Consider the following 14,855-nt stretch of genomic DNA (forward strand, 5'->3'; position numbering starts at 1 on the left):
ATTGATGTAGCAAAACTTTGATTATGTTTAAAAACTTCCGCTTTGTTTCGATAGTAATTTTATAAAAGGTAAAAACTGAAGCCTATTGCAATGTAGGTACCAACAAGTAAAACACCTTCGAACCAGTTGGAATCACCGTCGTTCACAACGGTCACCGTCATGAGAGCGGCAAGGATCATCGCAATCATTTCCGCTGTATTAAACACAAGGGGCAAGAAATCGTACAAGTATGAGAACAGAAACGAGTATAGGAGCAACAAACATGGCCGTTTGGACGGTTGAACCAATGGAAATCTCCACCATTACGTCCATTCTATTATTGTAGGCCATTGCAATTGCTGACACGTACTCTGCAGCACTTCCCACTATGGCCACAACAATAATTCCAATAAAAACGTGACTCCAGCCTAAAGCATCACCTACTGGCTCAATGGTGCCAACAAGTTTTTCACTAATATAAGCTAGTACAATTGTGGCCAGCCCAAGCACAACGACTGCTTTCTTTTTTCCCCATTCTGGTTCTTCTCCATTTTCTTCTGTGTTTCCAGTGAAAATCCCTTTATGTGTGACAAGTTTAAAAAGAAGAGCAAGCAGGTAAATAGTCAGCATCACAATAGCAAAAGAAGTGGATAGAACCTGCATATCTTTATCATCCAAGCGTTTTGCAAAGATAAATGGCAATACAAAAGTTACGATAATAGCAAACATTAATAGGGAGGTATTATGTCATGTTTTAAACACACTAAATTTTTGCTTTTTAAACCGAATTCCTCCAACAATCATGGATATTCCACTGGCAAAAAGAAGATTAACAAGAACTGCTCCCGTAATTGAGGAAATGACGATTTTATTTAATCCTTTACTTAATGCAAAAAATGAAATAATAATTTCCGCAGCGTTGCCAAACGTAGCATTAAGTAATCCGCCTGCTGTTGGACCTACTACAACGCTAAGGCTTTCAGTGGAACGCCTAATGTAATTAGCCAAACTAATTAACGTCACGCAATAAATAAAAAACATGAAAATATAATTCCAATTAAAAATGCTGCCAATAATTGGAAGATGCACACCAATAATCATAAAAATGAAAAAGACTTTGTTCATATTTTCCTCCATGGTCATTTATAGATCCTATAGCAAGAAGAGAAGTTCTATATTATCTTAGCGTTTTTATTAATATAACTCTTAAGATTTTTGTTATTCACATGGAGAGTGCAACTAGCAATTAACTCGACGCATAGAAAGAGAACATATGTAATAGCTGATACAAAGGGGGCCAAAGTTAAAAAAGAAAAGAATCATACAAGATCAAACGCTATGAACTCCTCAGCATAAGCTGCAAAGTATATTGAATAGTCTGTTCTAAATAACTAATATGTCTCTTTTACATGGTAAAAAGATATGGGTTTTTCAAACACCCACAATTAACGTTTACGTTAACGTCAATTGCGGGTAATGTAGTTTATAGATTTAAAAGTAATTAGAATAAAGCACCATTTAAATATGATTCAAACTGGTCATTATCATTAAAGGAGAGAGCTATCATGTATACACTTGGAGAACTATTAGAGCAAAGGGCTGCACAATCTGCTGAAAAAGAGGCTTTAATTTGGAGTACATCTTTCCATACATTTAAAGAATATAATGAACGTGTCAATCAACTCGCTCATTACCTGTTAAGCCATAACATTAAAAAAGGGGATCGAATTGCAATTCTCTGTCAAAACAATCATCCGTTTCCTACGATTCTGCTAGCCGCATTAAGAATCGGAGCCGTAGCGGTTCCGATTAGCTGGCAGCTGACGAAGTATGAGATTATCGATATTTTAGACAGTGCACAACCTAAAGTTATTTTCTACGACCAAAAATTTCATGAGGCTATTCCTTTTGATTCTGAACTATTAAATGACGTTATTACTTTACAAGTAGGAAGAAAAAATAGTGTGGAGACAACTGAAGAATATAATGAAATTTTTTCTGCGTATTCTATACTAAATCCAAATATAAAGGTCTCTCAAGATGACATTGCGATGCTTCTTTTTACTTCTGGAACAACTGGCAATGCAAAAGGCTGTATGATTGAGCATGGTCATGTGTATTCTTATATACAACCATCGAGTCAACGAATAGACTATGAAGAAGATGGTCGATTTCTTGCCTCGCATCCTTTTTATCATATGAGTTCTATTAATAATATTTTGAAGTCTGTTTCCAACGGAATGGGGTTATTTCTGTTGTCAGATCCTACACCCGAAATCATTTGGGAAACGATTGAAACTCATAAGATCACGATGATGCTAGCGTTTCCTTCTATGTATATGCAAATGCTTGAAATAGTGAAAAATGCGGATTCAAAGAGCTCTTCACTAAAGGTTGCTATTGCAGGAGGAGCAAAAGTTCCTGCTTATCTTATTAAAGAGTATGAAAAGTTAGGCATTAGAATGATGCAAGGGTATGGAAGTACAGAAGCATGGACAGTGAGTGTATGGACACCGGATATGGGAAATGAAAAAATTGAATCGGCGGGTAAGCCTCTTTCCGGTGTAGAAGTAAAAATTATTGATCCTGAGTCAGGACAAGAAGTAAAAACAGGGGAAGTTGGAGAAATCATTATAAAAAGCCCCTACTGTTTTAAAGGCTATTGGCATAATCAAGAGGCGACTGACAAAGTGCTACGAGACGGTTGGTTCTATATGGGGGACGCTGGAAAGATAGATCAAGACGGCTTTTTATATATTATGGGACGCTATAAAGATGTTATCGTATATGGCGGCGATAATATCTATCCCGATCAGGTCGAAGAAGTAATTGAGCAAATGGATACTGTTATAGAAGCTGCTGTGGTAGGAGTAGAAGATCCTGTTTATGGAGAAAAACCTAAAGCTTATGTAGTAAAGGATCCTCATTCTTCTTTAACAAAAGAAGATATTCTAAACTATTGTAGAGAACGATTGGCAAGTTACAAAGTTCCAGAAGTTTATTTTATTGATCAACTTCCTAAAAATCAGCTCGGTAAAGTATTAAAAAGAGAACTAAAATGAAGAGTGTTAAAAGCGCGGACTGAATTCAGCCCGCGCTTTTATGATTTAATAGAAGTAATATCATTTTAACGCAAAAATGTTAAGTAGAAAGTTTCCTGATATCAGAGTAACAAATACAAAGTGTATTTTCATATTCGGATTTGTATCCTGTAAATACGAGATTTCTTTCTTTATCATCGTAGTGAAATCCGAATTTCTTTAAATCATCTTTCAAGATATCTTCACTAATTTTAATGGAAGAAGCAATATCTTCATAAGAAGCACCATTATTTAGTTTTTGAACAATCTCACCTATTAACAAGTTACGACCTCCAGTAGCATATGTTTCTTCAGTAATAATTTATCCTAAATAGCTGCTTTTATGAAAGTTGTATGGAAAACCAATCTAGATGATTATTTCTTTATAAACAGATAATTTAACCCGATTTATACAATTTCTAAAACAGTGATGATAGCCACTAAGGTTATGTAGTTTTTTAAAGGAGAGATTTTTTGTGAGATTTTATGCTAAAATAATATAAAATATCTATAACTTTACATATAAAACTAACTGTTGAGTGCTAACGAATTAATACATAATAATTGGTATCAAAAACATGATATAAAGTTTGTTTATCTACTCCAGATAATCAGTTTCCTAATTTGCAAAGGTTACTATCATATCAAGTGAAAGAGTAATAAAAGCATTCCTTAAATAAATTTCAACTAAATAGTATTGAAAACGAGTAATTTTTAATGAAATTTTTAGCTTAATAGATACTAAGAAACAGGAGAGAGAAAGATGAATTTTTTATTTGATTTCGTTAGACAATTCTCGACCGAATTAGCAAACTTGGCTGAGCGTATAGAAGATAATTTGTTTAACGAGCCTCATGCCTCATTGATACAGGCCCGTTTATATAGTGAGCACCTTGTGAAGTTAATGAGTAAGGAAGAAGAACTTGAGGAGCTATATGCCCTTAAGCACGCTGAGAGAATACATAAATTATATAGTCAAAATGCGATTGAAGAAGATATTTATCTAAAATTAGAGTGGATTCGAAAGAAGGGAAATAAAGCTGTACATGACGTGAAGGAAGTAGAGACTGCCGATGTGCTGCAGACTCATAAGTTTTTATTTGAAATAAGCGTTTGGTATATGCAGCTGTATGTGACGTACGAGTTTAAAGCTCCGGCGTATAAACTTCCTATTGCCTCAGAAACAAATAACGATCAAGATAAAACACTTAAACTATATCTAGATCAAAAGATTGATGATATGAGGTTAGAGATTCAAAAACAATTTGATGATATGAGGTTAGAAAAGGAAGAAGTAAAAAATGTAGCGAAACTAAAGCTTTCCGCCACTAACGAGGCAATGCTATCTCCCATGAATGCTCATCTTCAATTTAAAAATGAAAAGATTTTTATACCTAGCGAACTAGCGGATATGCCTATCACTACGCTTCCTGTAAATGGATGTAAGTATCTATTGAGTGAGTTTTTACGTGTAGGAATTACTTCTCTAAATAAAATTAACGATCCGATGGATGAGCTGCATATGAAATTAAATGGTATTGGTACCCAAGGTATGGAAAAGTTTTGGGAACAAATTAATAGTATTGAAAGTGTAGTACGTATGAATATGTCAGAAACCCACGACACTGAAGTTAAAACCATTACGATAAGCGAAAAGGTTGATAAAATCTTTGATAAACATAAATTTAAATTGAATCACCCAACGAAAAAGGCTATAGAATTTGAACACAGAATTACTAAAGAGATTGTATATTTACTACCTAATAAGCTAACAACGATTGTTCTACACCCAGATACAGCTAAGGAAAAGTTTGAAATTCCTGACAAACCGAGTCACAATACGGCATTAAGAAGCTTTCCGAAAGCGATAAACAAGGGGAAAATACCAACTAATTTTGGCTACTCTTTTAAATTTCAAAGCGAAGAAGAACTAGATGATTTTTTACATAAGCTAAATAATGCATAGAGTTAGGTAGTAATATGGCTAAGCGAGTTCGCTAAACGGAAAGGGTTCTTAACCCTTTCAAAATTTTAAGGGTTTTCACCTTTTAACTAAATGGAAATAGTTCCATTATCTTCAAGTTAGAAATGTCGTATATTTTATAAAGAATACCATACGGAGGAGATCACTATGAAAAAAGCTTTGTATTATGGAGGATGGGTAGTTGTTTGTTCGTCTCTAATCACTTTAGTTGCTGCTATTTACTCAAGTTCATCCCCTGTGGATCAGGTACCAGCTGTACAAAAGGAAGTTTCAGAATTCGATGAAGAAAATGAATTTATATTAAATTATTAAGCTCTTGTGAAAGCTTTTTTATTGAGGTTACATTTTAAATAGAAGAAATAAGGTGCTTAAAATAAAATGGATTTCTCTCTTTTTTTTATTATCATAAATATGTTCTTGTTCCCTTCGCTCCTCCTAACCTCATTTTAAATTTATTTGGGAGCGAAAGGGACACATAGCAGATAATAAATGAAAAGACATTCTATACGTATGATGAATAAAAAAGCAACCAACTATTTGGTTGCTTTTTTCCGAAAGTTAGACAAATATAATTGTATTTACCTAGTTAGTTTCACAAATTACATTTAAAATTTCACTCTAGATTTTTAATCTCTCAAATAACCAATAATTCCACCAAAGACTCCTATCGCAAGCGAAATGGGGATAGCTGCTATTCCACCATATGCCACTGCAAATCCTAATCCATCGCCATCTGAAGGATCGGTTATATGAGTTCCTTGTATGGTCACCCAAATGAGTAGAGCGCCAACCATTACAACAAAAGAAATGATAGTAGTCAGTAAAAATGCGCTAAAAGCTTTAATCATAAATTCTCCGTCACCCTCACAGTATACACTATTTGTTATTCTTCTTATTATAGTAATGATAACCAATAAAAACCAGGGGATTTTGTTTGAGGAGTTATCGTAGTGGGAGATGAAACAGCTTAAGTTACCTAATTGATGGGCAATTCGTATAAAGTTAGTGTAGAGATAAATGATTGAAAAAATGTTTGTTAGAAAGGTTGATTGTATGGAGAAGATAAGTTACGTATCTTTATGGGTTGGTAAATTTCCGTCTATTAAAGAGCTAGAAAATTATCTTTTGATTGCTTACACGGAAGACGGAGACACTATACCTTCACAATTCGAAAAGGACTTTAACATTGAGTACTTTGACGAAGATTTCAGTGAAGCTCACTATGAGGAGGTTAAGGTTCATAAACTTTCACAATTACTAGAAGGTTGTTCGTACGATGATGTAGTTATTCCTAACTTTGTTGAAAAATACGGAGAGGGCTTACCTACTAATGCTAACAGTTTGATTTTACTGTATGATTTTGAACATACAAAAAGCAGGGATGACGACGAAATTCACCGCGTTAAATATGTAGGAAGTGTTCAATATGAATAATTTAGTAAAATGTTTGTAGCTTGTTTACACAATAAATGTATTCACTTATAAAGGTTATAAAAAGGAGAAATTATGAGGAGGTGACGAGCTTGGAAATAACCCATTCAGTCATTATGAAGTCTGTAAAATGGGGAGTTATTGCCAACGCGATATGTGGAACGGCATTTGGTGTTTTATATCTACTGGGAATCATAAACGTTAGCTTGTAAGAATTGTAACAGCTCAACGTGGTGATAAAAAAACAATGGATAAAGAACTTTATATGCAAGGAATTTATAAATTCAACCAGTCCTAGTATTAGCCAGGGGCTGGTTGAATCATTTGGTTGCTTTTTAATGATAGTTGCTAGTTTCTTATTTCTACATTCATAGAAACTATATAGGAAATTACCTATAGAACATCTTTGTTTTACTACTTAATGCTCTTTTTCTGATACCATTTCCACTTTACTTGGCCAAAAAGCAAATCTTCCTAAAACCGTAGTGATTGCAGGTACAAGGAATGGTCGCACAATAAATGTATCTAACAGAACGCCTAAAGCAGTAATAATGCCGAACTGAACGAGAACTTGAATAGGCAGTGTTGCTAGAACCGCGAAGGTAGCAGCTAAAATAATTCCAGCTGATGTGATCACACCGCTTGTTTCGCTTACTCCTTCTTTAATGGCTTGTTTTAATGGCATTTGCTTCTTTTTCTGCCAGATGCTTGAGATCATAAAGATATTATAATCCTCACCAAGCGCTACTAAAAATACAAATGCGTATAAAGGAATCGCTCCTTGAATAGCATCTGCCCCCATGATGTTGTGAATGATAAGCCAGCCTAACCCTAAAGCTGCACTGTAAGACAAGATAACCGTTCCAACCAAGTAAAGCATAGCTACAATAGAACGTAAGTAACCCAATAGCAGCAGCGATATAAAAATAATGATTAGCGGGACAATGATACTGTTGTCTTTATCACTAACCGTCATCGTATCATATTGCGTCGCTGTTTGACCGCCAATCCATACTTTGGATTCCACTTTGGAAACTCCTGACTGCGATAGTGCCTTTTCTGCTGCATCTTTCAAGTCTGGAATAGCTTCCATTGCTTCTATACTATATGGATTTATATTAAACGTGACATCATATACTTTTAAATTCTTATTACTTTTACCACTTTGAGGTGCAGAAACGGTACTAATAAGATCATTTTTCTTTAATGCTTTTTCTAGATCTATTGATTTTCCTTCCGTATCAATAACTACTTGTGCTGGTGCCAGTTCGCCAGGAGAGTAGGCATCAGAAATAATCTTAAATCCTTCACGAGAAGGCATATCTTCAGGGAAAGAAGACAATAAATCATACGTGTACTTGATTTGACTAGAGTAAATGGATAAAGCTCCAAAAAAGACTAGACAAGCTACAATGATTGTCCATGGTTTAGTCGTAACGACATTACCAATCCAATTCCCGAAACGGTTTTTCTCTCTTCGGTCACGCACCGGTTTTCCTTTCTTTTTCGCTAATTCTTCTTCCATTTCAGGAGTACGAGGAACGAAAGGATAAAAAGAACCTCGTCCCATAACCGAAAGCAGGGCAGGGATAAGTGTTAAACTTGCTAGCCCCATAATAAGAATAGATAAGCTAAACGGGATTGCAAAACGGTGGTAAGCACCGTATTTTGCTACGATTAAAGCTAAAAGAGAGATGACAACTGTAAATCCACTCATCGCTATAGCACCTGAAGCACCTTTAAAGGCGTTGATAAGTGCTTGTCTCTTATCTTTTACTTTACGAAGCTCATCGCGATAATGGGAAATTAAAAATAAACAATAGTCTGTTCCGGCTCCAAATAATAAAACGGTCATAATGGATATGGACTGCGAGTCAACCGTAATCCATCCTTTATCTGCTAAAATACCGAGAATTGGACTCAGCGCCCCATAGGCAAAACCTACGCCGATTAAAGGAATAATCGCTAAAATTGGGGAACGATAAATAACAAGAAGTAAAATTAAGACTAATAAAACTGTCGCAATTAGTAACGAAACGTCTGCTCCTTCAAATAAGCTCGTTGCATCTACTTGAATTCCTACAGGACCCGTAACGCGCGTGCTTAATTTGTCTTTTTCATCTATATCTGTCGCAAAAGAATCGTATGAAACGTTTTCTTTTACTTGTTTTTTAATCGTATCTAGATTTTTTTCTAGTACATCCGTCTCAACGTTTTCTTTAAAGAAAATAGGCTGTACAAGCGTTGTACCGTCCTTTGAAATCATTTTTTGTAAAGCGGCTAACGGTAATTTATACAAAGGCAGAGTAGAAGTTTGTTCTTCTAATGGTTTCTTTTCTAAATCTGCCGCCACCTGCTGAATAGATTTTAAGTCATCAGTATTCAAACCTGAATCTTTATGCCATGTAAGCAGGGCAGGAACCCCTGATGAGTCAGGGAATTCTTTCTTTATGAGATTTTCAGCTTCTACGGAAGGTGAATTCTCACTTAAGTTGGGTGCATTGTTCACTTCCGTTTTATTCACGGCAGGCCAAGCAATTGTTAGAACTGCAGTTGCCAGAATCCATATGGCAATAACAACCCATCGACTCACTTTCCCAGTCATGAATCGGCTGAATGTTGCTAAAGGTGATTCTTTCATTAATTCTCCCTCATTTCCAAATCTGTTTGTTTCTATTACAATATATATAGAACCTTCAATAATTATATATACCAGAAGGTTAATTAATCAACTAGTTTAAATGTGGCAATTTCTTGAACTAGAAGGAGGCCCTCTTATGAATACTGATAAGACACCAAAAAAAAAGCCTGGCAGACCCAAAATAACAACAGAAAATAATATAACAAGAGAGCAAATTTTAAAGACTGCTGCCCATTTATTTATGGCATATGGATATGAAAGAGTCTCAATGGAGCAAGTGGCTGAGGCTAGCGATGTGACTAAGGCTAGCGTTTACTACTACTTTAAAAATAAGGCCACTTTATTTACCGTTTCGGTATCAAGCATGTTCCAACGTATTACAAAACAGACAGAGAAATTATTACAAAATTCCAATGGGCTAAAACACAGATTATATGAGGTAACATTGGATCATTTAAAGCGGCCGCATATTGATTTTGAAACATTATTGCAAGAAGCGACTTCTTCGCTTACAGAAGATCATATTCATGAAATTCGTGAAGCAGAGAAAGCCATACATCAGGCATTGGAGAACGTATTCAAACAAGCAGCAAACAACGGTGAAATTGTCGTAACAAGCCCTCGCTTGCTTGCGCATACATTTTCTATGGTCACAATGATTCGGAATAAAAAAGAATTAATAGCTGAATTAGGAGGACCTGAAAAAACGGCTAAGGCTCTAGTAGATCTTTTTTGGGTAGGGATTGGTCCTACTAACTGACCTTTTTTATTGCACATTACAAAGAAGAAATAAAGAACGGCTAAAAAATATTGAGCAGTATTTTTTAGCCGTTCTTTGCATTAATCATGTGAAAAAGCGAAGTTATATAATAAAAAACGCAAAAATTTAATAATTTGGTTTTTATTTGTATTTCAAGCAGTAATTGATAGAAGGTTAGTGTTAAAATAATGAAAATCCTATCTTTTGGGGTTGCCTTTAGAATATATGGTTATTCTATTGTAAACAAAACTTTTAGCATAACAGCTTACATTTTGGAAAGGAGAAAAATGGATGGAATCTATTTGGCTCGAATACGTATGGGCATTGTTGATTCTAATCGGGTTAGAAGGATTATTATCAGCTGATAATGCTCTTGTACTAGCAGTTATAGCTAAACATTTACCCGAGGATCAGAAAAAAAGAGCGATTAATTATGGAATTCTTATGGCATTTATTTTTCGATTTGGAGCTCTTTTTGCCATTTCATTTATCGCTAACGTCTGGTGGATACAGGCCGTAGGAGCAGCTTACCTTCTTTATTTAGGATTGAAGCATATCATTAAGGCACGGCTCGGGAAACATAATGAGAATATTCATAATGATGACGAAAAGGAGTCTGCTGGAAAAGGGTTCTGGCCGACGGTGGGGAAAATTGCGTTAGCCGACCTAGCTTTTGCCATTGATTCTATTTTAGCTGCGGTCGCTATAGCTCTTGGGCTTCCGGATTCACAGTTTGGAGAAATCGGTGGTATGGACGGAGGACAGTTTGCAGTTGTTGTTCTTGGAGGGATTGCAGGTCTTATCTTAATCAAGTTTGCAGCGACCTGGTTTGTAAAACTCCTTGAAAAGCGACCTGCCTTGGAAACTACAGCATATGCCATTGTCGCTTGGGTAGGTGTGAAACTTGCTGTTATTACTCTTGCGCATAAAGATATTGGTGTGTTAGATCCTCATTTTCCTCATAGCACCACTTGGACCCTGATTTTCTATGGAGTATTAGTTGGTATCGCGCTATTGGGTTGGTTTGCACCGGGCAATAAGTCATCAGAAAAGGCATCGGTTTAAAAGGTAATCAAGTGTGCCATACGCAACCGTAAATTAGACTTCTGCTAAACATTATCACTTTTTATTACCTTATAGAAAATACGCTCTCTAAATTTATCCATTACCCTTACTCTTTTCATCCAAACGGAGCCTTACTTTTAACATTTAAAAGCATGTTTAGGTTCTATAGAAAAAATGAGTTTGGTTGATTCATGCGTAGCTATTAAGTACGTTAATTCAAGCAGGGTTAACGTACTTTTTAATTGTAGCTATCTGGTTATCTTATTTGTTATTTTTGTTCCTTAAGGAAGACCAAATCATTAACGATTTGGCCTTCTTCCTTTTAGTAGAGAGAATGGTTTAAAGGAGTAAAAGCTATCGAGCTTCATGAAAAGATTGCCCAATATATGATTGATAATGAAATGTATCATGCCTATGATATAGAAGAACAAGTAACTGACGATTTAGAAAAGGTAGATAAAGCGTTAGATTTAGCGAAAGGTTAACTAAAATTTCCCCTCTGACAATAGAGAGGGAATTTTTTTAGGTTACATAAAAAGTTTTTTTGATATTTCTACAAAGGAAAAGAAGTCTATATTTTATTCTCTTATCAGTAGATAATTTACCCCATTTTATACAATATTTAGACGATATCTTATAGTCTTTTATCCCATATCCGAATAAATTGGTTTTAATTGGCTGCTGAAGGATACACCTATTAGTAGAACGACATATTCTATGGGGATAGAGGAGGAGAAAATAGTGAAGGAAATTAAAGTAGCAGAAAATAGTGGTCAGGCAAATAAGTTTATTGAAGAGTTTTTTGCTAACGGGTTTAGTAAAAGTGAAATTTATTTATTGACTTATAATAAAGAGCGCTCGGAATATTTAACAAATACAACAAATACAAAAGAATATCGGGCTTCTGAACAAGGAGTTTTTGAATCTGCAGTTAATAAGTTATTTTCTCGTGAAGATGAACTTCATTCTAAAATGGCCTCGTTAGGTTTAACCCTAGAAGAAGCTAAACAATGTGTCGGGGAAATGAAACAAGAACGTATAATAATCATTGCAAGAAAAGGTGTGTAATGGTTTTTCCTTGTAATAACTTTCGAAGAAACTAAGTAATCGAGAAGTATTAGTAAATCTTACTAGCATGCTGCTTTATATATAATATTTGTTCTTTGGTACGAATGTTTTATGAATCGGAAAGATACTGAACTAAAAGTATATTACTAGAGGTCGTTTACTAATCTCATATGGAGGTGAAAGGATAATGATTCGATTTTTTGGTATCCACATAGGGACGTTATACTTTCCTACAAGTATCCTTCTAATTACTTTATTAGTTTTAGTAGGTTTTATTATCTATTTTCTTAGTAGAAGGAAAAGAAATAGAGATAGAGATCAAACGATTCATTCAAATGAGAATATGGTAAAGGGGAAAAGATAAAACTTTGTAAATGATCTAAAAGGAGAATTAATATATTTCGTCATCAAAAAGAATTGCAGTATGAAGTGAAAGTAAATCATCCTAATCCTACAGTTCCTGATACAGCCTTACACTATGATTTAACCTATGAGAAGGTATGATTTAAATAAATGCAGAGAAGGCCCTTGAAATCATTTCCAAGGGCTGTTTTTATTTGTATTCTGTAAAGGACAGACGTCCTTTTAATCTTCTATTTTCTTATTATTTCTTATTTATAAATTCAAAGGAAACTTTATTATCGTTTTTTAAGATTTTAAACAAGCAATTGAATCCTTGATAAATTTGAAATAGTAGTCTAACCTTCATATTAAGGAGTGAAAATTATGAATGAAAACATTTCGGGTATTGATTATCAGGAAGTCATTGAATATGCGTTAGATCCACTCATTATTCATTCGAATCATAAGATTATATATGTTAACCACGCAGCTGAACATTTTTTTAGAGGAAAAAGGGAAGATATCATAGGTGCAAGTCCTTTAGATATATTTCAGGAAACATCTAAAGCAGCAATAAGGAAAAGAATCCAATCTGCCTATGAGCGCCCAGCAGAGCTCATTGAGGAAACCATATTTAGAATGGATGGGACAACTGTTAATGTTGAATTATATTGTCATCCCTTGCTGCTGGGAGATAAAAAAGTAATCCAAACCTATGTGAGAGATATTACGGTAAAAAAAGAGAGTGAAACAAGACAAAAAGAAATAATAAAGCAAATAAATGAACTGTCTACAACCCTTGTTCCTCTTTTAGAGGGGATCGCTGTACTTCCCTTAGTAGGATCCATAGATGAGGAAAGAGCAAACCAACTTCTAATGGCCGTTCCAGTAAAAGTGCAGACGCAAAATATAAATTGTTTAATTATAGATTTTTCAGGTATTTATACATTGGATTCAATTGTAACGGAGCATCTTTTTAAAATTAATAGCGTTATGTCACTACTTGGAGTGCAATGTATCTTAACAGGATTAAGACCAGAATTATCTCGCGCTGCTGTACAGCTAGGTATTAACTTAGCTTTTACCCCGACAATGGCTACTGTAAAAAATGCACTTCATTTTTTGGGGATTACTTTTAGTAAATAACCTATAAAATGAAAATACCTAAAGCAATTTTTACGTTTTTAAAGATACATATTATATAAATCTTTAAATTATACTTTTTATCGGAATTTTCTAATCAAAGGAATAATGGCGGCATCTTTACGGTTGCATGCTGTTTTAACTATTTCTAAGTAGTTTTTAAAATTAGATTTGTACCTTATATACATTAGAAAACAAAAGAAACTCCTGGCATATGCCGGGAGTTTCTTTTGTTTAAAATAACACATTGTGCGGTCGCATGTTTGTTAAATAAAAGAGAGAAGAATCATTGAATTGCGTTCTTCAGTTTAAGATCTTATATAAAGCTTCAGAAGCGTTATCTATATCATAATCGTTATAATGTAAGGTTTTTTGATCCGTAAGTGTAGTAATTTGAAAAATCTTAGATGTTTTACAATACGACAATTCCAGTACTTCAGGAATGGTATGAGTAATAGCGCTATCCTCATATTGAACAAGAGTATTAAGCGTTTTTTTTATTTCAAGTATATTCATAAAAGTACCTCTTTCCATTATAAGGAAACTCAGGGTACAAAGAGACCATATAATTTAAATTTTATATCCTTTCTCTATTGTAACATATGCTCGTATAGAAAAATACCTGTCGAGAATAGACAGTATGGTAACTGCAATTATAAATTCTATGCACTTCTAGTCCTGCTAGCTGGTCAGTTAAAAAGGCGGGAGAATTACGTAATATATCTATGGTTTATTAACATTTATTAGTCATTTAAAATTTATCCTAAGTAAGAAATGAAAGACAGAAAGTAACCAAAATGAAAAAAGAATAATGGAGATAGATTATTAGTCTATTTTATTGCTTTATAGACAACTGGTGAGGAAAGCTTAATTAATGTAGAGGGCTCTCCAAAAGCCATAGATGCATCAATAAATGTTTCAAGAGATTGAACGGAATTAGTTAAAACTTTTACTAGATAGTTGTATTGGCCTGCCAAACGATGACATTCGATAACTTCAGGGTGTTCTTTACAGTATTCTACGAATTGCTTACATTTTGTATTGCTATATAAAATAAAGGCTGTTACAGGTTTGTTGAAATTTTCAGGGTTAATTATTGCTCTATATCCATCTATTATGTTTTTTTCTTCAAGTTTTTTTACTCTTTCATTAACAGCAGGGGTAGATAAACCAACCAGCTTGCCCAACTGTGTAAAAGACAAACGAGCATTCTCTTGTAAATATAGTAATATATTTTGATCAATTTCATCCATAAAACATACCCCGCTTTAAATTATAAATTAAAATAATGAATTTTTCGTCAATATTAAAGCTATTCATTAGTAATACAATAAAATAAACATGTGAAAATAGAAATTTATA

At 34.3% G+C, this 14,855-nt stretch carries 13 protein-coding genes and 1 pseudogene; 8 read left to right on the forward strand and 6 right to left on the reverse strand.

The window, feature by feature from the left end; all coding sequences use genetic code 11:
* Nucleotides 1-59: 59 nt before the first annotated feature.
* Nucleotides 60-1,104: pseudogene (gene cax, locus ACOZIR_RS17780) on the reverse strand (calcium/proton exchanger).
* A gap of 440 nt (nt 1,105-1,544) precedes the next feature.
* Between cax and ACOZIR_RS17785 the strand changes: the two are divergent.
* On the forward strand, nt 1,545-3,041 hold the full coding sequence (locus ACOZIR_RS17785) for a class I adenylate-forming enzyme family protein (protein ID WP_045289860.1): 1,497 nt from the start codon (nt 1,545-1,547) through the stop codon (nt 3,039-3,041).
* A 79-nt stretch (nt 3,042-3,120) separates the two neighbouring features.
* Here ACOZIR_RS17785 and ACOZIR_RS17790 read toward each other — a convergent pair whose 3' ends face one another.
* Nucleotides 3,121-3,342, reverse strand: coding sequence for a hypothetical protein (locus ACOZIR_RS17790; protein ID WP_045289858.1), 222 nt, complete (start codon nt 3,340-3,342; stop codon nt 3,121-3,123).
* 480 nt (nt 3,343-3,822) lie between these two features.
* Between ACOZIR_RS17790 and ACOZIR_RS17795 the strand changes: the two genes are divergently transcribed.
* On the forward strand, nt 3,823-5,025 hold the full coding sequence (locus ACOZIR_RS17795) for a DUF4145 domain-containing protein (RefSeq protein WP_045289856.1): 1,203 nt from the start codon (nt 3,823-3,825) through the stop codon (nt 5,023-5,025).
* A gap of 165 nt (nt 5,026-5,190) precedes the next feature.
* Nucleotides 5,191-5,355 (forward strand): hypothetical protein, encoded by a 165-nt coding sequence (locus ACOZIR_RS17800; RefSeq protein WP_160297351.1) that lies wholly within the window; start codon nt 5,191-5,193, stop codon nt 5,353-5,355.
* A 314-nt stretch (nt 5,356-5,669) separates the two neighbouring features.
* Here the strand turns inward: ACOZIR_RS17800 and ACOZIR_RS17805 are convergent, their stop codons facing one another.
* Nucleotides 5,670-5,891 (reverse strand): hypothetical protein, encoded by a 222-nt coding sequence (locus ACOZIR_RS17805; RefSeq protein ID WP_045289854.1) that lies wholly within the window; start codon nt 5,889-5,891, stop codon nt 5,670-5,672.
* Nucleotides 5,892-6,096: 205 nt separating this feature from the next.
* On the opposite strand from ACOZIR_RS17805, the gene ACOZIR_RS17810 reads away from it, so the two are divergent.
* Nucleotides 6,097-6,477 carry an immunity 22 family protein gene (locus ACOZIR_RS17810; protein WP_045289918.1) on the forward strand — a complete coding sequence of 127 codons (381 nt, stop codon included), beginning with the start codon at nt 6,097-6,099 and terminating at the stop codon, nt 6,475-6,477.
* A gap of 415 nt (nt 6,478-6,892) precedes the next feature.
* Here ACOZIR_RS17810 and ACOZIR_RS17815 read toward each other — a convergent pair whose 3' ends face one another.
* Nucleotides 6,893-9,115: an MMPL family transporter gene (locus ACOZIR_RS17815; protein WP_340141427.1), complete on the reverse strand. Its 2,223-nt coding sequence runs from the start codon at nt 9,113-9,115 to the stop codon at nt 6,893-6,895.
* Between the two features lie 136 nt (nt 9,116-9,251).
* On the opposite strand from ACOZIR_RS17815, the gene ACOZIR_RS17820 reads away from it, so the two are divergent.
* The 4 genes from ACOZIR_RS17820 (at nt 9,252) to ACOZIR_RS17835 (ending at nt 13,496) form a co-directional block, all read left to right on the forward strand.
* Nucleotides 9,252-9,875, forward strand: a complete 624-nt coding sequence (locus ACOZIR_RS17820) for a TetR/AcrR family transcriptional regulator (RefSeq protein ID WP_045289851.1) — start codon at nt 9,252-9,254, stop codon at nt 9,873-9,875.
* Nucleotides 9,876-10,166: 291 nt separating this feature from the next.
* Nucleotides 10,167-10,940, forward strand: coding sequence for a TerC family protein (locus ACOZIR_RS17825; RefSeq protein WP_045289849.1), 774 nt, complete (start codon nt 10,167-10,169; stop codon nt 10,938-10,940).
* Between the two features lie 741 nt (nt 10,941-11,681).
* Nucleotides 11,682-12,008 (forward strand): general stress protein, encoded by a 327-nt coding sequence (locus tag ACOZIR_RS17830; protein ID WP_045289847.1) that lies wholly within the window; start codon nt 11,682-11,684, stop codon nt 12,006-12,008.
* Between the two features lie 726 nt (nt 12,009-12,734).
* Entirely contained in the window at nt 12,735-13,496 is a 762-nt protein-coding gene (locus ACOZIR_RS17835; RefSeq protein WP_421535726.1) for a PAS domain S-box protein, read from the forward strand.
* Between the two features lie 300 nt (nt 13,497-13,796).
* On the opposite strand, the gene ACOZIR_RS17840 is transcribed toward ACOZIR_RS17835, so the two are convergent.
* On the reverse strand, nt 13,797-14,009 hold the full coding sequence (locus ACOZIR_RS17840) for a hypothetical protein (RefSeq protein WP_045289843.1): 213 nt from the start codon (nt 14,007-14,009) through the stop codon (nt 13,797-13,799).
* 314 nt (nt 14,010-14,323) lie between these two features.
* Nucleotides 14,324-14,746 (reverse strand): Lrp/AsnC family transcriptional regulator, encoded by a 423-nt coding sequence (locus ACOZIR_RS17845; RefSeq protein WP_045289842.1) that lies wholly within the window; start codon nt 14,744-14,746, stop codon nt 14,324-14,326.
* Nucleotides 14,747-14,855 lie beyond the last annotated feature (109 nt).

This window comes from Priestia sp. D3YE.R1, from assembly GCF_049199565.1.
In the GTDB taxonomy this organism is placed as follows: domain Bacteria; phylum Bacillota; class Bacilli; order Bacillales; family Bacillaceae_H; genus Priestia; species Priestia aryabhattai.